Source organism: Kitasatospora sp. NPDC057223 (assembly GCF_042669755.1).
Lineage (GTDB): Bacteria > Actinomycetota > Actinomycetes > Streptomycetales > Streptomycetaceae > Kitasatospora.
In genome coordinates this window covers 37929-58164 of sequence record NZ_JBHUWW010000042.1, presented here as the reverse complement: position 1 = coordinate 58164, position 20236 = coordinate 37929, and the positions used below count along the sequence as shown (strand labels likewise).

23 protein-coding genes are annotated in these 20236 nt (G+C 74.0%); 13 read left to right on the top strand and 10 right to left on the bottom strand.

The annotated features are described in order from the left end of the window. Nucleotides 1–92 precede the first annotated feature (92 nt). The gene (locus tag ACFUK0_RS17430) at nt 93–569 is read left to right on the top strand and encodes a PPOX class F420-dependent oxidoreductase (protein WP_380250966.1); all 477 of its coding nucleotides are present in this window, start codon (nt 93–95) and stop codon (nt 567–569) included. A gap of 14 nt (nt 570–583) precedes the next feature. On the opposite strand, the gene ACFUK0_RS17425 is transcribed toward ACFUK0_RS17430, so the two are convergent. Then, nucleotides 584–1645, bottom strand: coding sequence for an ABC transporter substrate-binding protein (locus ACFUK0_RS17425; RefSeq protein ID WP_380250964.1), 1062 nt, complete (start codon nt 1643–1645; stop codon nt 584–586). Between the two features lie 240 nt (nt 1646–1885). Here ACFUK0_RS17425 and ACFUK0_RS17420 point away from each other — a divergent pair, with 240 nt between their 5' ends. The 8 genes from ACFUK0_RS17420 to ACFUK0_RS17385 all read left to right on the top strand — a co-directional run bounded on the left by ACFUK0_RS17420 (nt 1886) and on the right by ACFUK0_RS17385 (nt 10280). Next, nucleotides 1886–2926: a hypothetical protein gene (locus ACFUK0_RS17420; RefSeq protein ID WP_380250962.1), complete on the top strand. Its 1041-nt coding sequence runs from the start codon at nt 1886–1888 to the stop codon at nt 2924–2926. Then, the gene (locus ACFUK0_RS17415; protein ID WP_380250960.1) at nt 2919–3806 is read left to right on the top strand and encodes a MurR/RpiR family transcriptional regulator; all 888 of its coding nucleotides are present in this window, start codon (nt 2919–2921) and stop codon (nt 3804–3806) included. The genes ACFUK0_RS17420 and ACFUK0_RS17415 overlap by 8 nt, the downstream gene beginning before the upstream one ends. Nucleotides 3807–3890: 84 nt before the next feature. Further along, nucleotides 3891–5153 carry a discoidin domain-containing protein gene (locus tag ACFUK0_RS17410; RefSeq protein ID WP_380250958.1) on the top strand — a complete coding sequence of 421 codons (1263 nt, stop codon included), beginning with the start codon at nt 3891–3893 and terminating at the stop codon, nt 5151–5153. A 63-nt stretch (nt 5154–5216) separates the two neighbouring features. Continuing rightward, on the top strand, nt 5217–6278 hold the full coding sequence (locus ACFUK0_RS17405) for an N-acetylmuramic acid 6-phosphate etherase (protein WP_380250956.1): 1062 nt from the start codon (nt 5217–5219) through the stop codon (nt 6276–6278). Beyond that, nucleotides 6278–7102 (top strand): ABC transporter permease, encoded by an 825-nt coding sequence (locus tag ACFUK0_RS17400; RefSeq protein WP_380250954.1) that lies wholly within the window; start codon nt 6278–6280, stop codon nt 7100–7102. Before ACFUK0_RS17405 ends, ACFUK0_RS17400 begins: the two co-directional genes overlap by 1 nt. Next, on the top strand, nt 7081–7893 hold the full coding sequence (locus ACFUK0_RS17395; RefSeq protein WP_380250952.1) for an ABC transporter ATP-binding protein: 813 nt from the start codon (nt 7081–7083) through the stop codon (nt 7891–7893). Before ACFUK0_RS17400 ends, ACFUK0_RS17395 begins: the two co-directional genes overlap by 22 nt. Further along, nucleotides 7880–8872 carry an N-acetylglucosamine kinase gene (locus ACFUK0_RS17390; protein WP_380250950.1) on the top strand — a complete coding sequence of 331 codons (993 nt, stop codon included), beginning with the start codon at nt 7880–7882 and terminating at the stop codon, nt 8870–8872. Before ACFUK0_RS17395 ends, ACFUK0_RS17390 begins: the two co-directional genes overlap by 14 nt. Before the next feature lie 169 nt (nt 8873–9041). After that, nucleotides 9042–10280, top strand: a complete 1239-nt coding sequence (locus ACFUK0_RS17385; protein WP_380250948.1) for an MFS transporter — start codon at nt 9042–9044, stop codon at nt 10278–10280. Here ACFUK0_RS17385 and ACFUK0_RS17380 read toward each other — a convergent pair. Next, complete coding sequence (locus tag ACFUK0_RS17380; RefSeq protein WP_380250946.1) at nt 10252–10557, bottom strand: AzlD domain-containing protein; 306 nt, start codon at nt 10555–10557, stop codon at nt 10252–10254. The genes ACFUK0_RS17385 and ACFUK0_RS17380 overlap by 29 nt on opposite strands. Then, entirely contained in the window at nt 10554–11273 is a 720-nt protein-coding gene (locus ACFUK0_RS17375; RefSeq protein ID WP_380250944.1) for an AzlC family ABC transporter permease, read from the bottom strand. The genes ACFUK0_RS17380 and ACFUK0_RS17375 overlap by 4 nt, the downstream gene beginning before the upstream one ends. 109 nt (nt 11274–11382) lie before the next feature. Here ACFUK0_RS17375 and ACFUK0_RS17370 point away from each other — a divergent pair, with 109 nt between their 5' ends. Next, a complete protein-coding gene (locus tag ACFUK0_RS17370; protein ID WP_380250942.1) occupies nt 11383–11970 on the top strand; it encodes a helix-turn-helix domain-containing protein in 588 nt (195 codons plus the stop codon). A 73-nt stretch (nt 11971–12043) separates the two neighbouring features. Next, entirely contained in the window at nt 12044–12610 is a 567-nt protein-coding gene (locus ACFUK0_RS17365) for a TetR/AcrR family transcriptional regulator (RefSeq protein WP_380250940.1), read from the top strand. Between the two features lie 55 nt (nt 12611–12665). Here the strand turns inward: ACFUK0_RS17365 and ACFUK0_RS17360 are convergent, their stop codons facing one another. After that, nucleotides 12666–13037 (bottom strand): VOC family protein, encoded by a 372-nt coding sequence (locus ACFUK0_RS17360; RefSeq protein ID WP_380250938.1) that lies wholly within the window; start codon nt 13035–13037, stop codon nt 12666–12668. 109 nt (nt 13038–13146) lie between these two features. Here ACFUK0_RS17360 and ACFUK0_RS17355 point away from each other — a divergent pair, with 109 nt between their 5' ends. After that, nucleotides 13147–13833, top strand: a complete 687-nt coding sequence (locus ACFUK0_RS17355) for a hypothetical protein (protein ID WP_380250936.1) — start codon at nt 13147–13149, stop codon at nt 13831–13833. Nucleotides 13834–13842: 9 nt separating this feature from the next. Here ACFUK0_RS17355 and ACFUK0_RS17350 read toward each other — a convergent pair whose 3' ends face one another. The 4 genes from ACFUK0_RS17350 to ACFUK0_RS17335 form a co-directional block, all read right to left on the bottom strand. After that, on the bottom strand, nt 13843–14991 hold the full coding sequence (locus ACFUK0_RS17350) for an acyltransferase family protein (RefSeq protein WP_380250934.1): 1149 nt from the start codon (nt 14989–14991) through the stop codon (nt 13843–13845). A gap of 240 nt (nt 14992–15231) precedes the next feature. Then, on the bottom strand, nt 15232–16191 hold the full coding sequence (locus ACFUK0_RS17345) for an SDR family NAD(P)-dependent oxidoreductase (protein WP_380250932.1): 960 nt from the start codon (nt 16189–16191) through the stop codon (nt 15232–15234). Between the two features lie 100 nt (nt 16192–16291). Then, nucleotides 16292–16429, bottom strand: coding sequence for a DUF397 domain-containing protein (locus ACFUK0_RS17340; RefSeq protein WP_380250930.1), 138 nt, complete (start codon nt 16427–16429; stop codon nt 16292–16294). Next, nucleotides 16392–17351: a Scr1 family TA system antitoxin-like transcriptional regulator gene (locus tag ACFUK0_RS17335; protein WP_380250970.1), complete on the bottom strand. Its 960-nt coding sequence runs from the start codon at nt 17349–17351 to the stop codon at nt 16392–16394. The genes ACFUK0_RS17340 and ACFUK0_RS17335 overlap by 38 nt, the downstream gene beginning before the upstream one ends. A 182-nt stretch (nt 17352–17533) precedes the next feature. Here ACFUK0_RS17335 and ACFUK0_RS17330 point away from each other — a divergent pair, with 182 nt between their 5' ends. Next, entirely contained in the window at nt 17534–18001 is a 468-nt protein-coding gene (locus ACFUK0_RS17330) for an ATP-binding protein (RefSeq protein WP_380250928.1), read from the top strand. Nucleotides 18002–18090: 89 nt separating this feature from the next. Here ACFUK0_RS17330 and ACFUK0_RS17325 read toward each other — a convergent pair whose 3' ends face one another. Beyond that, nucleotides 18091–19290, bottom strand: coding sequence for a HEAT repeat domain-containing protein (locus tag ACFUK0_RS17325; RefSeq protein WP_380250926.1), 1200 nt, complete (start codon nt 19288–19290; stop codon nt 18091–18093). A gap of 167 nt (nt 19291–19457) precedes the next feature. After that, nucleotides 19458–20141 (bottom strand): histidine phosphatase family protein, encoded by a 684-nt coding sequence (locus tag ACFUK0_RS17320; protein ID WP_380250924.1) that lies wholly within the window; start codon nt 20139–20141, stop codon nt 19458–19460. Nucleotides 20142–20236 lie beyond the last annotated feature (95 nt).

Sequence of the window (20236 nt, the reverse complement as noted above, 5' to 3'; positions counted from 1 at the left end):
GACAGGGTCCGCACACCCGTCCGGCCGGCCTCTGCGGCGGACGCCGTCACGTCGGGGGCCGGTGGCGGCCGGCGCGGCCTAGGCTGGGCCCCATGAGCCCCTCCATCGCCTCGAACACCCCTGTGGAACTGGCCGGGTTGCTGGACTTCGTCCGCCCCCGCCACCGCGCGATCCTGATCACCCGCCGCACCGACGGCGCTCCGCAGGCCTCCCCGCTGACCTGCGGCGTCGACGATTCGGGCCGCATCGTCGTGTCGACCTACCCGGAGCGCGCCAAAGTCCGCAACGCCCGCCGGGACACGGCGGTGAGCATCGTCGTCCTGTCCGACGACTGGAACGGCCCGTGGGTGCAGATCGACGGGGACGCGGAGGTCGTCGACCTCCCCGAGGCCCTCGAACCGCTGGTCGAGTACTACCGCAACATCGCCGGCGAGCACCCCGACTGGGACGAGTACCGCGCGGCGATGCTCAAGCAGGGCAAGTCCCTGATCCGGATCACCCCGCGCCGCTGGGGCCCGCTCGCCACCGGCGGCTTCCCGGCCCGCCTCGTCGAGGGCGAAGGGGCGTAGCGGCCGGCCGCCCGTCAGCCCGCGTTCCTCGCGGCCTGCTGGACGGCGTCGAAGCGGGTGTCGAACTCGGCCGAGACGTCCAGCTTCTCGGGGATCGCGTGCGCCTCGGCGAGCAGGTCGGCGACCTGCTGCTGCTGGGCGACGGCGGTGGCGTAGTCGGGGACGGTGGGCTTGCCGTTGTTGGCGACCACCGCCTCGCCGACCTCCTGGGGCAGCTTCTGGACGCCGACGAAGTAGGCCTGCACCCACTCCTGCTGGTGCCCGGCCAGCCAGAGTTCGGCCCTGGTGAAGCGGGCCGACAGGTCGCGCAGCGCGGCGGTGCGGGCCTCGTCGCGCAGCGCGGCGCCAGGGGCGACCAGGAACTGCAGGCCGCTGTTGAGGCCCTTGTCGTCGGCCAGCTCGTGCGCGCCCTTGTCCTTGTTGGCGACCAGGTACTTGGTGCCGAGCGGTTCGGTCACCACTCCGGCGTCGACCTGGCCGGAGGCGAGCGCGGCGGGGGTGTCCAGCGGGGTGAGGTTGACCAGGGTGACGTCGGCCGGGGTGAGCCCGGCGTTCTTCAGGGCCTTCAGCAGGGCGGGCTGGAAGGTGGTGCCCTGGGTGTAGGCGATCTTCTTGCCCTTCAGGTCGGCGACCTTCTGGGCGGTGCTGCCGGGCGAGGTGACGAGGTGGACGGCGTCCTTGCTGGACTGGACGACGCCGACCACCTTGACGTCCTGCTTGGCGGCCTGCGCGAAGATCGCCGGGGTCTCGGCGACGATGCCGACGTCGAGCGAGCCGCCGCGGAAGGCCTCCAGGATGGCCGGGCCGCCCTGGAACTTGCCGTAGGTCAGCTTGTACGGCAGGTCCTTGTCCTGGCCGGAGGCGCTCAGCAGGGTCTGCAGCAGGTCGTTCTGGTCGCCGACCCGCAGCTCGGTGCCGGCGGGTACGGCGGTGGGCAGCGCAGCCGTCGCCGCACTCGCGGGGGCCGCGTCCCCCGCTGCCCCCGTGCTGCCGCAGGCGGTCAGCACGGGGGCGGCGAGTGCGAGGACGGCGAGGGCGGCGGCGAGGCGGGCGGGGCGGGGTCCGGCGGCGGGCACGGGGGCTCCTCGTTCTGAGCTGGTTGGTAAATTACTTACGGTGTGGCGGCAAGATTCATCCCACCGGCGCACCGGTGTCAACCGGTCACCGCAATCGTCAAGGGAAGTAAAACCCCAGTTCAGAAGGTGTTTTGAGGAGCATTCACGGCTTTGTTGCAACCGCGTGAAATGTTCGGAACTTTCTTTCCAAGTCCGATCCGCGCACTCTAGGCTCACCCTCGACCCCAGGAGGTGAGCACCATGCGAGCGGCCTATCTGCTCGACCCGGCCGGCCGGAGCCCGCAGTGGCTCGGCGCGCTCGCCGACGCCGGTCTCGACACCGTCGTCACCAAGGCGGCCGCCGTCACGCCCGGCTTCGCCGCCGCCGCCCGCGCCGCCGGGCTGCGGGTCGTCGGCAGCGTCCCGTGCTTCCGCGCCGGTGACGGGCCGTCGGCCCGGTACGCCGACGAGTTGCGCCCGGTGGACGACGAGGGCCGTACCTGGCGGCGGATGGAGTGGTACGACGGGCTGATCCCCACCCACCACGCCCACAACCGGGCCCTCGTACGGCACTGCGCCGAACTGGCCGCCTCGCCCGACCTCGACGGGCTGGCCCTCGACTTCCTGCGCTGGCCGCTGCACTGGGAGCTGGAGCTGCGCCCCGGGGCACTGCCCCGGGCCGGCTCCTACGACCCGCTCACCCTGGCCGGCTTCGAGCAGCACACCGGCCTGCGGCTGCCCGACCGCGGCGACGCACCGGCCGCCGCCCGCTGGATCGACGACCACCACCGGCCCGAGTGGCACGACTACCGCGCGGCCGTCATCACCGGGGCGGCGGCGGCCGTCACCGCCGCCGTCCGGGCCGTCCGCCCCGGCCTGTGGCTCGGCGCCTTCCTGGTGCCCGCGCCCGAGGAGCAGCGCCGGGCGCTGCTCGGCCAGGACACCGCGGCCCTGGGCCGGCTCTTCGACGCACTGCTGGTGATGAGCTACCACGCGATCCTGCACCGCCCGCCCGGCTTCCCCGCCGAGGCCGCCGCCGAGGCCCGGGAGCACACCGGCCGGCCGGTCGTCCCGATGGTCCAGGTGACGTCCGACCCGGTGCACGCGCGCGGCGCGGACTGGGGGCCGCCGGTCGGCGCCGCGCAGTACGCGGCCGCGCTGCGCGGTAGCCTGCGCGCCGGGCGGGGCGAGTGCTGCCTCTTCCCCGGCGAGGGCCTGGACGAGGAACTGCTCCGTCTGACCCGGCGGCAGTTCGCCGACCCGGTCGCGGCGGAGCCGGAGAAGGAGGACCACCATGGGTGACGACCTGCTGATGCGGATCCGCACGCGGCGCGACAGTCTGCCGCGGGCCGAACGCACCATCGCCGACCTGGTGCTGCGCGACCCGGGCGCCGCCGCCGAGTGCACCATCACGGCGCTGGCCCAGGCCGCGGACACCTCCGAGACCACCGTCCACCGGTTCTGCCGCTCGCTGGACCTGCGCGGGTACGCCCAACTGCGCCTGGGCCTGGCGGCCGAGGCCGAACGGCTGCGCGCCGACAGCCGGGCCGACCTCGCGCTCGGCGGTGACATCGGCCCGGACGACACCCTCGAACAGCTCGTCCGGAAGGTCGGCTACTCGGACGCCCGGGCCGCCGAGGAGACCGCCGCCCACCTGGACCTGACGGCGCTGGCGGCGCTGGCCGACGCGGTCGGCGCGGCCCGCCGGACGGAACTGTTCGGCCTGGGCTCCAGCGCCCTGGCCGCGCAGGACGCCGCGCACAAACTGCTGCGTCTCGGCCACTGGGCCACCGTCTGGACGGACGTGCACGCGGCGCTGATGAGCGCCGCGCTGCTCCGGCCGGGCGATCTCGCCCTGGTGGTCAGTCACTCCGGCCGGGCCCGCGAGGTGGTGGACTTCCTGGCGCAGGCCCGGGCGGCGGGCGCGGTCACGGCCGCCGTCACCAGCAACCCGGCCTCGCCGGCCGCCGGGCAGGCCGACATCGTGCTGGTCACCTCCGCCCGGGAGACCACCTTCCGCAGTGGCGGCACAGCCTCCCGGACGGCCCAGCTCACCGTCGTGGACTGTCTGTACGTCGCGCTCGCCCAGCGCTCGCACCAGCAGACCCTGGAGGACCTGGAGCGCGCCCACGAGGCCGTCCGCTCCCGCACCCTGCGCGCCCCCGGGGGCAGCCGCCCCTGACCTTCCCGTCCGATGACGCCGCCGCGGGCCGTTGCCCGCGACGGCGTGCTCCGCCCTGCCCGCCCGCTCCCGAAGGAGTCCTCCGTGTCCCGTCTCCGCACCGCCCTGGCCGGGCTGATCGTCTGCTTCGCCGTCGGCGCCCCGGCGGCCGTCGGCCTGCCGGCCGGCGCCGCCACCGCGGTCTCCGCAGCAGCCACCGCCGGCTCCGCGACCGGCTTCACGCTCTACGACAACACCGCGTACACCTCGGCCCCGGCGGGCGTCGGCCACGGCGCCGTGCGCTCCAACCTGGTGCCCAACTACACCTGCACGCCGCTGGTCGCGGGCGGCGCCCTGCCCGGCGAGGCGCAGTGGGAGGCGATCGTGTCGGCGGCGAACGTCGACCCGTCCGCGCCACTGGTGCTCGACTGCGAGAGCCTCTACCTCAACGGGACGGCCGCCAACGCCGCCGACCACCTGGCCCGGCTCTCCCAACTCCAGTCCTGGGCACGGAAGGTGGCCGCCCCGGGCCAGACGATCGGCTGGTACGGGCTGCTCGGCAACACCTCCGCCGCGTATCGCCCGCTGTACCAGCAGCTGATCCAGCAGGACGGGCCCGCCGCCTTCTTCCCCTCCGCCTACACGTTCTCGGCGAACGAGACGACCTGGAGCACCACCCTCACCGGCAACCTGGCCACCGCCGCGGCGATCGCAACCGGAGTCCCGGTGTACCCGTACATCTGGCCGCAGTACCACCAGGGTTCGTCGCCCGACTCGCTCTCGCTGGGCTTCGTCCCGGCCGCCCAGTGGTCCTACCAGCTCGCCACCCTGCACGACCTCGGGCTCGGCGGCGCGGTGGTCTGGGGCGGCTCCAACACCACCGTCTGCGACCCGGCCTGCCAGGCGGCGGCCGCCGGCCAGGGCTGGCTGGCGCAGACCCGCGCGTTCCTGGACTGGACGGGCTCCGGCGCGGACCGCCGGACCGACCTCGCCCGCGGCGCCACCGCCACCGCCTCCTCCGTGAACGTCGCCGGGCGCGAGGCCCCGATGACCGTGGACGGCGACCCGACGACCCGCTGGGGCAGCCAGTACTCGGACGCGCAGTGGCTGAGCCTGGATCTCGGCGCCGTCCGGTCGCTGACCGGCGCCCGGCTGGTCTGGGAGACCGCGTACGGCACGGCCTACAGCCTCCAGGGCTCCACCGACGGCAGCACCTGGACGACCCTCCACTCGACCACCACCGGGGCCGGCGGCGTCGAGCTGATCGGCCCGCTCACCGGGAGTGCCCGGTACGTGCGGCTGCTGGGCAGCGCTCGCGGCACCTCGTACGGGTACTCACTGTGGAGCCTGAACCTCTACGGCGGCTGAACCTCCACGGCGGCGGCTGACCCCCGCCGCCGGGCCCCGCCCGCACACCCCGAAGGAACACCTGTGAACCGAACCCCCGAGCCGGCGGACGAGCCGGTGGGCGCCCCCGTGGACCGCCCGGCGGACCATGCCTCGGACGACCCCGCCGGCGCGCTGCCGCCGTCCGAGCGGCGCAATCCGGCCAGCGCGGGAATCGACCGGCTCGGCACCGCCGAACTGCTGGCCCTGATCAACCGCGAGGACGCGACCGTGCCCGGCGCGGTGGCCGCCGCGCTGCCCGGGATCGAGGCGCTGGTGGAGGCCGGGCTCGCCGCCCTCGCCGGGGGCGGGCGGATCCACTACTTCGGGGCCGGCGCCTCCGGCCGGGCCGCCCTCGCCGACGCGGTGGAGCTGCTGCCGACGTACGGGGCCGGGCCGGAGACGGTCTGTCCGCACCTGGCCGGCGGTGAGCGGGCCGGCCGGGCGGCCGACGAGGCGGCGGAGGACCGCGCGGACGGCGCCGACGCCGCCGACGTCCGCGCCGGGGACCTGGCGATCGGGATCACCGCGAGCGGCCGGACGCCGTACGTGGGTGCGGCCCTCGCCCGGGCCCGGGCGGCGGGCGCCGTCACCGCGCTGGTCTCCGGCGACCCGGCCGCCCCGCTGGCGGGCCGTGCCGACCTGCACATCGCCCTGGACACCGGGCCCGAGGTGGTCACCGGCTCGACCCGGATGAAGGCCGGCACCGCGCAGAAGCTCGCGCTCAACATGTTCTCCACCGCCCTGATGGTGCGCAGCGGGCGCACCTGGTCGAACCTGATGGTCGCCGCGTCGGCCTGCAACGAGAAGCTGCACCGGCGGGCCGTCCGCACGCTGGTGGAGGCCTGCGGGGTGAGCGCCGACGACGCCGGGCGGGCGCTGCGCGCGAGCGGCGGTGAGACGGCGACCGCGCTGGTGGCCCTGACCACGGGCGCCGGCACCGAGGAGGCCAGGGCGGCGCTGCGGGCGGCCGGCGGGCTGCCCTGGGCGGCCGTCCGCCGGCTCACCGGCCCGGAGCACAGCCCCGGCTCCGGCCCCGGCTCCGGGCACAGCCCCGACGCCGATCTCGGCCCCGCCCCCGAATCCCATGAAGCCAAGGACATTTGATGACCTCGACCATTGCCCCTGACCGACCTTCGGCCAAGGCCAGGGCCCGGCGACCGGTCGGGCAGCGGGCCCGCCGGGTGCCGTTCGCGCGGGCCCTCGGCCCGCTGCTGGTGCTCGGCGTCTGGCAGCTCGCCGCCTCCGCCGGCGCGCTCGACCCGCAGACCCTCGCCCCGCCCGGGGAGGTCGCCGCCACCGGCTGGCACCTGCTGGCCGACGGCGAACTCCAGCACCACCTGCTCGTCTCGCTGCGCCGGGCGTCCGCCGGGCTGGCCTTCGGGGTGGGCGCGGGCCTGCTGCTCGCGCTCGCGGCCGGCCTCAGCCGGACCGGCGAGGCACTGCTGGACGGCACGGTGCAGCTGCTGCGGGCGCTGCCGATCCTGGCGCTCGTACCGCTGGCGATCCTCTGGTTCGGCATCGGCGAGCAGGTGAAGATCATCCTGGTCGCGCTGGGCACCTTCTTCCCGGTCTACCTCAACACCCACGCCGCCCTCACCGGCCTGGACGCCCAGTGGGCGGAGCTGGCGCAGACCGTCCGGCTGGGCCGCTGGTCGTACCTGACCCGGATCGCGCTGCCCGGCGCCGCCCCCGGCTTCTTCACCGGTCTGCGGATGTCCGTCACGATCTCCTGGCTGGTCCTGGTGGTCAGCGAGCAGATCAACGCGGACAGCGGGATCGGCTACCTGATGACCGAGGCCCGCACCTTCGGCCGCACCGACGTGATCGTCGTCGGCCTGGTCGTCTACGGCCTGCTCGGCCTGCTCTCCGACACCCTCGTCCGCCTGCTGGAAGGACGCGTCCTCTCATGGCGCCGCACCCTCGCCTGACCACCGCCGCACCCGGCGCCCCCACGGCAACCGCCCCCGCCGCTCCTGCCGTCCGGGTCGGCGGCCTCACCCGGGTCTTCGACGACCGGGCGGTGCTGGACGCGGTGGACCTCGACATCGCGCCCGGCGAGTTCGTCGCCCTGCTCGGACACAGCGGCTCCGGCAAGTCCACGCTGCTGCGCGCCGTCGCCCGCCTCGACCACGACGCCGGAGGCACCGGCACGGTGGACGTCCCCGAGCGGCGGGCCGTGGTGTTCCAGGACGCCCGGCTGCTGCCCTGGGCCCGCACGCTCGACAACGTGACGCTCGGGCTCGGCGGCGGCCGCGCCGAGCGGCGCCGGCTCGGCCGCGAGGCGCTCGCCGAGGTCGGCCTCGCCGCGAAGGAGAACTCCTGGCCCGCCACCCTGTCCGGCGGCGAGGCGCAGCGCGCCGCACTCGCCCGGGCACTGGTCCGGGAACCCGCACTGCTCCTGCTGGACGAGCCGTTCGGCGCGCTCGACGCACTGACCCGGATCCGCATGCACGTGCTGCTGCGGCGGCTGTGCGAGCGGCACCGCCCGGCCGTCCTGCTGGTCACCCACGACGTGGACGAAGCACTGCTGCTCGCCGACCGCGTGCTGGTGCTCACCCGGGGCCGGTTCTCCCTCGACCTCACCATCGACCGCACCCTCGACCCGGCCACGGACCGGGACAGCCCCGCGTTCCGGCGGCTGCGGGCCCGGTTGCTGGCCGAACTCGGCGTCCACCCGGGGGCGGACGGGGACGAGGAGCACGCCGGTGTCCGGGAGTGACGCCCCGCTGGTGCTCGGCCTGGACGTGGGCGGCACCGGCATCCGGGCCGCGCTGACCGACCTGACGGGCCGGCGTCTCGGCGCCGCCCGGGCCGGCGGCGGCAATCCGCAGGCGCAGGGCAGTACGCGGGCGGCCGAGCGGATCGGCGCCGCCGTCCGGGAAGCGGTCGGCGGGTACGACCCGGCGCGGGTCGCGGTGGGCGTGATCGGCCTGGCCGGGTACCGCCGGTTCGCCACCGGCGCGGCCCGGGCGGCCTTCACCGCGCAGTGCCGCGAGGCAGCCGGCCGGGCCGCCCCCGCCACCCTGCGGCTGGTGCTGCGGCCGGACGCGGAGGTGGCCTTCGCGGCCGGGACGGGCGAGCCCGACGGCGTGGTGCTGATCGCCGGTACCGGCGCCGTCGCCTGCCGGGTCGAGCAGCACCGGGCGACCGCCGTGCGCGGCGGCCGGGGGTGGCTGCTCGGCGACGAGGGCTCCGGGTTCTGGCTCGGCCTGGAGGCCGCCCGGCACACCCTGGACGCCCTGGAGAGCGGCCGGCCGAGCGGCCTGTCGGCCGCCGTGCTCGCCGAGTTGGGAGCCTCGACGGGCTCCCCGGCCGAGGCGGTCGCGGGCCTGTTGCGGGCGGTCCACGACGCACCGTCGACCGCGCCGGCCACCCTCGCCCCGCTGGTCGGCCGCGCCGCCGAGGCCGGTGAGCCGGCCGCGGCGCGGATCGTCTCCCGGGCGGCTGCGCACCTCGCGGCACTCGTGCACTCGGCCCTGCCGACGCCCGGCGTCCCGCCGGGGCCGGTGGTGCTGGCCGGGTCCGTCGCCGCCTCCCCCGGCCCGGTGCACGAGGCGCTGACCGCCGCCCTGCGCGGTGCGCACCTGCCCGTCCGGCCGGCCGGTGACACCGCGATGGCCGCCGCCTGGCTGGCGGCCCGCGAACTCGCCCCCGGCACACCGCACGCGTCCTTCCTCCGGGACGCCGCCTCCGGCTGACCCGTCGTCCGACCCGAGCGCCCCGCGCAGTGCGCACCGGCAGACCGCACGCGACTTCCGCTCGGACAGCGCCTCCGGCTGACCGTCCCGCCCGGCGGACGGCCGCCCCACGGGCCGCCGGACTCCGGTTGGGTGTCCGGGGGCACGGCGTGCGGACCGGAGGGGTGCGATGAGCGTGGCGGACGGCGGGGCCGAGGCGGCCGACGGGCGGCGGTGGCTGGTACTCGCGGTGGGGATGCTGGCGGTGACGGCCGGGTGCGCGTTCCAGTTCGGGCTGCCGTACCTGATCCCGGCGCTGCGGGACGAGGGGCTGTCGCTGAGCGGGGCCGGGATGCTGGCGGCCTGTCCGACCGCCGGGCTGGTGCTGACCCTCGCCGCCTGGGGCGCGGCGGCCGACCGCTGGGGCGAGCGGTGGGTGCTGGCGAGCGGCCTGGGGCTGGCCGGGGTGGTGCTGCTGCTCGCGACGACGGTGCACGGGACGCTCGCGCTGGGCGCCTGCTTCGTGCTGGCGGGCGCGGCCGGCGCCTCGGCGCACGCCTCCAGCGGGCGGCTCGTCCTGGGCTGGTTCCCGGCCCGCGAACGGGGGTTGGCGATGGGCCTGCGGCAGACCGCGCTGCCGCTGGGCATCGCGGTCGCCGCCGTCCTGCTGCCCCGGACGGCCGCCCACGGCCGGGGCACCGCCCTCGCCGTGCTCGGCGTGCTGAGTCTGGCGGCGGCCGCCCTGGTGGCGGTCGCCGTGCGCGACCCCGCGCGGGCGGCGGGCACGACCGCACCGGTGTCCGGTTCGCCGTACCGGACACCGGTGTTGTGGCGGCTGCACGCGACGGCAACGCTGCTGGTGGTGCCGCAGTTCGCGGTGGGGACGTTCGCGCTGGTGCTGCTGGTGGACGAGCGGGGCTGGGAGCCGGCGGCGGCCGGGGTGCTGCTGGCCTGCGTCCAGGTCGGCGGGGCCGGCGCCCGGCTCGCCTCCGGCCGCTGGTCGGACCTGGCCGGCAGTCGGACGGGCCCGATGCGCGTCCTCGCCCTGGTCACCGCCGCCGTGCTGGCAGCGCTGACGGTCAGTGTGCTGACCGGCTCGCGCGCGGCGACGGTGGCCCTGGCGGTCGCCGGGGTGGTGACGGTCAGCACCAACGGCCTGTCCTTCACGGCCGTCGCCGAGTACGCGGGTACCGGCTGGGCGGGCCGGGCGCTGGGGGTGCACACCACCGTGCAGAACGCGGTGGCGGTCTGCGTACCGCCGCTGGCCGCGCACGTCATCGGGGCCGGCGGCTTCGGCCTGACGTACGGTCTGACGATCGGCTTCCCGCTGTTGGCCGCCGCCCTGGTCCCGGCGGCCGTCCGGCCTGCGGACACCGCCGCCGCATCCGCACCGGACCGGCTCAGCCCGCCAGTCGGGCCAGCGCGGTGACCACCACCGCGATGGCGACGACCAGCAGGAACGGCGCCCGGCGCCAGACCGCGAGCCCGGCTGCGGCCAGGCCGAGGGCGCGGGCGTCCAGTGTGAGCCCGCCGCCGTGGCCGAAGGTCTGCAGGGCGGTCAGGGCGGCCAGCAGGGCGACCGGGATGAGCGCCGCGTAGCGCCGCACGCCGGGGCGCTCCAGCAGGCCGGCCGGGATGCTGAGGCCGAGCAGCTTGAGCAGGTAGCAGCCCAGGGCGGTGGCGCCGATGGCGGTCCAGACGGTCATCGGGCGTCCTCCTTGCGGCGGGTGGCGGCCAGCACCAGCGGTACGGCGGCGATGGAGAGCAGCACCGGCACGCCGGTCGGCAGCGCGACGGTGGCGGCCAGGGCCAGCACGGCGCCGGCACCGGCCACCTTCAGTTCGGTCGGCCCCTCCCGCAGGCGCGGGGCGAGCAGTGCCAGGAACACCGCGGGCCCGGCCGCGTCCAGCCCGTACGCGGCCGGGTCGCCGAGGGCGTCGGCCCCGAGGGCGCCGGCCAGGGTGCAGAGGTTCCAGGTCGCGAAGAGGCTCGCCGCGGTGACGGCGTAGCCGAGCCGGGCGGTGCGGCGGTCGGCCCGGGTGAGGGCGACGGCGGCGGTCTCGTCGATCATGAAGTGCGCGGCGAGCGGGCGCAGCAGCCGGGGGAAGTCGAGCCGGGGCCCGAGGCGCAGCCCGTAGAACGCGTTGCGGGCGCCCAGGAACAGCGCGCCGAGGACGGCCGCCGGCAGGGCCGCGCCGGCGGCGAGTGCGCTGACCAGGGCGAACTGCGAGGCGCCGGTGAACACCAGCAGGCTCAGTGCGCAGGTCTGCCACACGCTGAGGTGGGCGGCGCTCCCGGCGACACCGAAGGCCAGGCCGGAGGCTCCGACGGTGAGGCCGATGCCGAGCGAGTCACGGACGACCGCTCTGGTGTCGGCCGACCTGCGGTGCGCCTGCGTCTCCGTGTCCTGCTGCACGCTCATGCGGCCACGTCCCTTGCTGGTGTTCGCGATGGCGAACGCTCGTCCACTAGAGTGAACGAAATGGCGAGGCTGTTCGTCAAGTCGAACGGCACAACTTCTGGAGCGAACGATGGCCGACGGCTCTCCGGCGACCGGGGGCGGCAGCACGCCCCACAACCCGATCGCCCTGATCGCGGTCTCGATCCGCCGCGAACGCGAACGCACCGGCATGTCGATGACCGAACTCGCCAAGCGGGCCGGCATCGCCAAGTCCACGCTCTCCCAGCTCGAATCAGGCGCCGGCAACCCCAGCGTCGAGACCCTCTGGGCCCTCGGCGTCGCCCTCGGCGTCCCGTTCAGCCGCCTGGTCGACCCGCCGCGCGCCAACGTACGGGTCATCCGCGCCGGCGAGGGCCCCGTCACCCGCTCCGAGCACGCCGACTACTCCGCCACCCTGCTGGCCTCCTGCCCGCCGAACGCCCGGCGCGACATCTACCGCATCGAGGCCGAACCCGGCGACGCCCGCACCTCGGATCCGCACATGCCCGGCACCACCGAGCACCTCCTGCTCAGCACCGGCCGCGCCCTGGTCGGCCCGGCCGAGGACCCGGTCGAGCTCGCGCCCGGCGACTACATCGCCTACCCCGGCGACGCCCCGCACATCTTCCGCGCCCTCGCGCCGGACACCACAGCGGTGATCGTGATGGAGCACGTCTGAGGGCGGCGCGACCGGAGCGAGCCGTCCGCGCGACCGCGTTGACAGGAAAGAGTGTGAGCGATTGAGTACTCACATGAAGAGCGAACGACCCCGTCGGCTGTCCACCGCCGAGGAGCGCCGCGAGACGGTACTGCGCACCGCCATCGGCGCCTTCGCGGCGCGCGGCTACTGGGGCACCACCACGAGCGAGGTGGCGAAGGCGGCCGGCATCTCGCAGGCGTACGTCTACCGCTTGTTCCCGAGCAAGGAGCTGCTGTTCACCGCGGTGGTCGAGCACTGCTTCGTACAGGTCCGGGCCGGCCTGGAGCGTGCGGTGGCCGAGGCGAAGGGCAGCTCCGCCGAGATCGTCCTGGACGCCATGGGGGATGCCTACGCACGGCTGATCAGCGACAACGCCCTGATGCTGATCCAGCTGCACGCCCAGGCCGCAGCCGTCTCCGAGCCGGCCGTGCGGGAGACCGTCCGCCAGGGCTACGCCCGGCTGGTGGAGTACGTCCGAGGCGCCTCCGGCGGAACGGAGCAGCAGGTCCAGGAGTTCTTCGCGCTCGGCATGCTCTGCCATCTCATCGTCTCCATGGGGGCCGACGAGGTGGACGCCCCCTGGACGCGCACGCTGTCCGCGGGCATCACGCACTACTGACGCCGGCCCCGCCCATCCCCCACGTCAGTAAGTAGCCGACCACTCACCACCGACCTCAGCCGTGGGTGGCGTCGATGACGCAGAAGCGGTTGCCCTCCGGGTCGGCGAGGACGACGAAGTCCGGGTCCTCGGGGTAGCTGTCCCAGTCCACCCGCTCCGCGCCGAGAGCGACCAGGCGGTCCACCTCGGCGGCCTGCTCCGCGGCGTCGTCCGCGTACAGGTCGAGGTGGACCCTCGGGTGCTCCTGCACCGGCGTCGTGCTCCGGCCGAGCGCGATCGGGGTGCCCGGTCCGTCGACGGGGACCAGCACCACCCAGTCGTCCGCGATCCCGCCGTCGCGCGGTACGTACCCCAGCGCCCGCTGCCAGAACTCCGCCGCGCGCCGCACGTCCTGGGCGCCCAGGACCACCGTTCCGATTCTCAGCATGCCCCGATTCTCCCCGTACGGGTGGGACTTCGCGTCATTCCCCGGCCCGGGCCCGGACCGGTCGCTAGGGTCGTCCACGACTCGACGTCTCCCGGGAGGAAGGACGCCCATGCCGCAGCAGGTCCACGTCGATCTGACGGTCGGCCACGTCACGCTGCCCGAGGTCGGCCTCAACTTCGACATGACCTACCCCGGGCCGGGCCGGGAGCGCCCGATGCTGGACGGCGCCCGGTTCGACATCGAGGTGCCCGCCGTCCTGGACCTGCTGTCGGCCATCGCAGCCGGCACCGTCACCGCCGACCAGGCGCACCGCGGGATCGCCACCGCCGTCCGGGTCGCGTACGTCGAGTGCGAGGCCCACCTCTACGAGCCCGTCACACCCGTGACCGACCGGTGCGGGCCGGACGGCACCTGCACGGACTGCGCACGGCAGCAGGACGCCTTCGACCAGGCCCTCGCCGCCTCCCACGCCCGCTGGGACCGTGCCCAGCGTCCCGCCGAGTACCCCTTCACCGTCGGCAAGAGCTCCGTCCACACCACCCGCTGCCCGGTCACCCGCCGCAGCATCCCCGCCGGCTACGCCCAGCCCGCCACCGGCTCCCCCGAGTACGCCCAGGCACTGGCCGCCTTCGCCCACCGGGACGTGCACCGCCCGGACTGGGAGTTCCAGCCCGGCTGGCTCCTCACCTTCGAACCCCTCACCACCGAGGCCACCCGCACCTGGATGGCCGAGCGCACCGGCCCCAAGGGCGGCCGCGCCTACAAGCAGTGCCGCCGCTGCGACCCGACGCCCTAGGCGGCGACGCTACTGCGCGCGCGGGCCGTCGGAGGCTGCGCGCATGGCGGCGAGGGACTTCTTCAGACCGTTCTTCATGACGTTGCTGAGCGGGCGTTCGACCAGGCGGTGCAGCAGCCAGGCGGAGATCAGCGCCGCGGCGAGGGCGAGGGCGAGTGCGGTTCCCGACCAGAAGCCGTGGGCTCGCAGCCAGTGGATGAAGGTCCAGCCGGCTTCCTGGTGGATCAGGTACAGCGGGTAGGTGAGGGCACCGGCGATCGTGAGGCCCTTCCAGCGGACCCAGTTGAAGGCGCCGAGCGCCACCCCGATGATCAGGAGGAAGCAGAGGGTCACGACGACCGCGACGACGGACCAGGAGAGCGTGTGGCCGCTGGCGTCGTCGTAGACCGGCTTGATCCGGTCGATCCGGGTGATCGCGAGCAGCCAGCTGAAGCCGACGATTCCCCAGAGCAGCAGGTTCGGACCGAACCGGTACATCAGGAACATCGCCACACCGGCGATGAAGTACGGCGACTGGTCGGGCATCATCAGCGTCTTGAGGAGCGGGATGCCCGTCTCGGGGGCCAGCAGCCCGGCCACCGTCCAGATTCCGCAGAAGGCGACGGCACGCCGGTAGGTCAGGCCCTTGGCCACGACGATGGCGAACAGCAGGTAGAACTGCAGTTCCATCCAGAGCGTCCAGTAGACGCCGTCCACGTACAGGAACCCCAGTTGGCCGGGGAACATGGTGAAGTTCGCCAGGACCATCTTGAGTTCGATGATGCGGGCTCCCGGGCGGCCGAGAGAAGGAGTCAGCAGCAGGACTGCCGCGGTCAGCAGAATGGCCGCCCAGTACGCGGGGAAGATCCGGATGACCCGGGAGAGGAAGAAGTCGCCGGCGGTCCGCCCCCAGCAGCTCATGCAGATGACGAACCCGCTGATCAGGAAGAACAGCTGCACGCCGAGCCAGCCGTACGACGTGACGCCGGAGATCCTCGGCATGAAGTCGGCCGGGACCCTGCCGCCCCAGATCTCCGGCACCCCCGCGTCGGCCGTCCAGTGGAACGACACCACGCTCAGCGCCGCGACCAGGCGCAACCCGTCGAGGGCGTAGAGGCGTGCCGCCCGCCGTGGCCTGGCCGGCTCGGTGGTCGGCACGTCCGAGGACTGCTGCGGCAATCCGGATTCTTGTGTCGGCTGCAGTGCGGCGGGCGCCATAGAGGTCTCGTTCTGACTGGGAGGGTAGTTCCGCAGTCACTCTGGGGAGTGTCCACAGCGGAATTCAATAGTCAGACGATATCTGTAGGCCCCCGCCGAATCCATGACCCCCCTGCGGCAGGCAGCGCCCGGGCCGGGCGGGGCCGCGACTGCGACCCCGTCCCGAGACCGGTACGGCCGGACCGGCCGTCGGCAACGCCCTCAGGGTGCCGCCGCGAAGGCGTCGACGCCCGTGAGGTCGGCCGACAGGGCCCACAGGCGCACAGCCTGCTCGGGGTCGATCGCGTGTGCGTGCACACCGCCCTTGGTACCGGCGGCGACCGGCTCGGCGATGTCGCAGTCCTCGCAGTACACGCCGCCCATGCCCGCCAGCCGGGGGGAGGTCGCGGCCCACACCTGCGTCGCCGCACCCTGCTCGGGCGTCTTGAAGGAGGGGTCGGCCGGCTTGCCGTGCTCGTCGATCCAGCCCGCGTCCACCATCTCCTCCTTCGCGAGATGACGCTGCAAGGGGGTGAGGATGCTGCCCGGATGCACCGCGAACGCCCTGACTCCGGCCTCACGGCCGAGCACGTCGAGCCGCGCGGCGAACAGCACGTTCGCCGTCTTCGCCTGCCCGTACGCCTGCCACCTGTCGTAGCCGTGCTCGAACTGCACGTCGTCCCAGCGCACGCCGGTGATCCCGTGGCCGGCGGAGGACACGGCGACCACGCGCGCGCCACGCGCGATGGCCGGCCAGAGACGGTTGACCAGCGCGTAGTGACCGAGGTGGTTGGTGGCGAACTGCGCCTCCCACCCCGGGCCGACCCGCGTCTCGGGGCAGGCCATGATCCCAGCGCTGTTGATCACGATGTCGGCCTTGCGCCCCGAGGCCACGAACCGTTCGGCGAATCCGCGGACGCTTTCGAGGTCGGACAGGTCGAGGTCGTCCGTCTCGACGCCGTCGATCCCCTCCACCGCCTCCTGCGCGACCGCCCGTCGCCGGGCGGGCACCACGACCCGCGCTCCGGCGGCCGCCAGCGCGCGGGTCGTCTCCAACCCGATCCCCGAGTAGCCACCGGTGACGATCGCCGTGCGGCCGGACAGGTCGATCCCGCTCAGGACGTCATACGCGGTGCTCCGGACACCGAAGCCCGATCCGATCTTGTGCTGAGGTGTCGTCATGCAGGAGACGCTAGGTGCTGGACCACACTCCAGGTCAAGCACCGCTGAAGGCGCGTGTCGGGGCCTCGGCGACGGATGACGGTCAGGCCGGCCAGTCCGGTCAGCAGTCGGCGGGGAAGTCGCCCGCGCGGACGCCCGTCACGAACGCCTGCCAGGCGGCGGCCGGGAACACCAGGGCCGGACCGTCGGGGTTCTTGGAGTCACGTACGGGGACGAGGCCCGGGAATCCGGGGGCCACCTCGATGCACTCGCCGCCGTTGTCCCCGCTGAAGCTGCTCTTGCGCCAGGCTGCCGCGCCGAGATCGAGAATCGTCATGGTCGTACCCCTCCATCGCACCGGTGATCAAAGCAGCTGACTCACGAGCTGAGAGTACGTCAGCCCGCAGCACATCATAGGTTCGTGAGTGCCGGGCGAGCACTGCTGGATCTTCGCTGAAATGTCCTCGGTCCAGGCTCTCCGAGTAGACCCACTCTGCGCCATCAGGCAGCCTGACCAGCGACATCGAGGTGACCGGGCGCCTCAGTAGGTCGCCGAGCCCGAAAGGCGCCACCTGGATGACGGTGTTCGGCCGCCTGCCCACCTCCAACAGGTGCTGCAACTGGCGGCGCATGACCTCCGGCCCACCCACGGTCCAGCGGATCGCGCTCTCGTCGAGCACCACCACCAGCAGCGGTCCGTCGACGGCCAGGAAGCGGTGCTGGCGACTCATGCGGGCCGCTACCCGCTCCTCGATGAGTTCGGGGTTCCCGGCCGCCGCACCCCGCGCGAACAGCGCCCGCGCGTAGTCCTCGGTCTGAAGCAGGCCGTAGATCCGTGACACCTGGTAGGCGCGGATCGCCACCGCCTCCGCCTCCATGTCGGCGAACCGCTGGAACCAGTCCGGATGTTCGACCTCGGCGTACCAGTCAACCTTCCTCCAGATCCGGGTGAGCACGCCGCCCGTCCCCAGAACTTCGTCGCAGGAGGCGACGAAGTCCTCCTGCGGGACGCGGCCGCCGTTCTCGATGCGGGTGACGAGGGTCCGGTCGCAGTGCAGGAGTTTGGCCAGTTCGGCCTGCGAGTAGCCGGCCGTCTCGCGTGCGTCGCGGAACTCGCCACCGAACAGGACGGCGGAACTGACGGTCGAACCCGTCTTCGGCTTTGGACGTGGCACAGCCAACCCCCGTTGTGACGTGAGCCCTTGGCACTCCTTGATCACTCCTCACGCTACCTGCGGGGGCCGATGCTTAGGAGCAGAACGAAACTGTTCGCTCGCTTTGCGTGAGCACGCGCGCCGGGTGTTCACCCCGTGCGCTCCGCAGAGCGCGACCCGGTAGCTCTCACCCCGGAGGTGGCCCCGCCATGACCGACACTCTCGACCGGACGTCCGCACTCGACGACAAGGAGGACGAGTACGTCTTCTGGCTGCCGCGTCACCGGCGGGCGCCGGGGGCTGCCCGGCGGCAGTTGCGGGCGTTCCTGGGCCGGACGGCGGGCGGTGAACAATACGCCGACGTCGCGGAGTTGCTGCTCAGCGAGCTGGTGACCAACGCCGTGGAGCATGCCCGGGTGCCGTCCGGGCGTCTGATCAAGGTGCGGTTCTGCGTGACCGGTGGCCGGCTGCGGGCCGAGGTGCACGACGCGAGCCCGCAGCGGCCGGTGGTACGGCCGAGAGCGGCAGCGGACGAGGAGGCGGGGCGGGGGTTGCTGCTGGTCGGCGCGCTCTCCGCGCGCTGGGGGTGCTGCCCCAGGGCGGGCGGGGTCGGCAAGTTCGTCTGGTTCGAGTGCGCGCCCGCCGACGCCCCGGCGGAGCGCGGAGCACCCGTATGAGGGGGGACGCGGCGCAGCGCCGGCCCAGGATCGCACGGGAACTGCGGCGCGCGGACGCCCCGCTCTCGATCGTGGCCGGTGACAAGTCGTCAGCGGTCCGGAGCCGTTGTTTCGACTGCTTCGGCGCGCAGGCGCAGCAGGTGGTGGATGTCGGAGAGGCGGCCCCAGCCAGGGCTGTTCATGTTCTTGATGCCGGAGCGGATCCTGTTGAGGGCCGCCGGGCCGCGTTCGTCGTCGCGAAGGGCGAGTCCGGCGGCGGCTTCGAGCCTGGCGTCGAAGTGCGGGTCTGCCAGGTGGGCGGCGAGGACGGCGCGCAGTTCCGGGGTGTCGAGGGAGGATGTGGCGAGTCTGCTGAGCGCGTTCGTCCGGATCGTCGGTGTGGAGTCGTCGGTCAGGTGCATCAGGGCCGCGAGGGCTTCCTCGTGCTTGGCGGTAGCGGTATTGGTGTGGAGGAACGTGGAGACGACCGCCCGGACGCGCGGGTCCGGGTGGTGGGCGTGGGGCAGGATCGCCGCGACCGTGTCGCCGGAGGAGTAGGAGGTGAAGGCGGCGATGGCGAGGGCGAGGGTGCGCGGGTCCTGCTCACTGTGCAGCAGCGGGCTCAGGAAGTCCTCCGCCTCGCGGGCGAAGGGGAGTTCGGCGTCGTACTCCTGGTCCGCGTCGAGGCTGAACGCGATCGCCAGGTGCACCATCGTGTCGAGCCCGAAGCGCCTGCGGTCGATGTCGGATGCGTCCTGGGCGGCTTCCATGGCCCAGTCGAAGGTCTCCCGGCCGGTCCGGCACCCCAGGTGGAAGACCGAGGCGAACCAGTCGTCGTGGTCGGGGTCGGCATGCACGAGGGCGCGGGCCATCAGCTCGTCCGGCGAGCGGTGGAAGCCCAGTTCGGCTTCCAGATCGGTGATGACCGCCCGGTGTGCGGGCGGCGGCTCGCTCGTGGCCCCCACCCCGGACGCGAGCGCTTCCTGTGCGATGCGCAGCGCCCGCCGGTGCGGGCTGTCGCTGCTCAGTGGGTCGCGGCTGCGGGACAACAGGGCTTGCAGCACCAAGTACCGGCCGTTCTCCGCCGCCCAGGTCACGGGGTCCACGCCGCCGCCCCAGGGACGGGTCACATCCACGTCCCGGACGACCAGATGGTCCACGATCCTCTGGCGTCCGGCCCTCGCGGCAGCGGCCAGCAGTGCCACGGCATCATCGCCGGCCAGGTCGTCCGCGGTGGCGTCATACAGGAGTTCGAGCGCCGTGTCGTCTTCTTCACGTTCGACGGCAGTCAGCAGCAAGGGCAGATCCACCGGCCGATTGTGCCGGTATCCGGGGCAGTGGCGCGAACGAAATTTCGACAAGCCACAGCGCTGTTCACGGCTTCCGTGGGGTGGGCGATCTGGTCCCGGTCTCAGGTGACCCGGTCAGCCTCACCCTCCGTCCCGGGCGACCCTCAACGGGTGAGCGACGGCGCCGTTCAGTCCGCCTCCGGGATGACAGGGGGACTCACCGGGAGCCCGGCGGGGCTGTCGGTGTCGGCGCCTTCGACGGCCGGGCCGCCGAGTGGTGCGCCCATCCAGGACAGCGCCTTCCAGCCGTCCGCCGGGGAGCCTTCGACGATCACCACGCCCGTGTTGTCGAGCGGGCGCGCGGCGGCGAAGGCCACGTCCACGTTCTCGGCGCGGGCCGCCGTCCACATCCGGATCATGGCGCCGTGGCTGACCAGGGCCACCGCTGCTGCCCCGGAATCGGCGGTTTCGGCGACCACGGCGTCGAAGCGGCCGAGGGCCTCCGTACCGTTCTCGCCGCCGGGCATCCGCAGGCCGGCGTCGCCGGCCGACCAGGCGAACGCCGTCCGCATGTAGCGTTCGCCCGCCTCGGCGTCGTCGCGCATCTCCAGGTCGCCGGCGGTGATCTCCCGCAGGCCGTCCCGGATCAGCACGTCGAGCCCGCGCGCCGCCGCCAGTGGCGCGGCGGTGAGCTGGGTGCGGACGAGGGTGGAGGCGTACAGCGCGTCGATCGGCTCGCCCGCCAGGGCGCCGGGAAGGGCGGCGGCCTGCTGCTGGCCGAGGGCGGTGAGCACGGCGCCGGGGCGGGCGGTGTCGAGGCGGTGGGCAACGTTCGACGGCGTCTCGCCGTGGCGGATGAGCAGCAGGCGCATGGTGCGGGTCGCCCTTCGGTCCCGGTCCGGTACGGGCGGCCGGTGCGGACACCCGAACCTCCATAGTGCCAGGTCAGGACAACCCTGCACCCGCA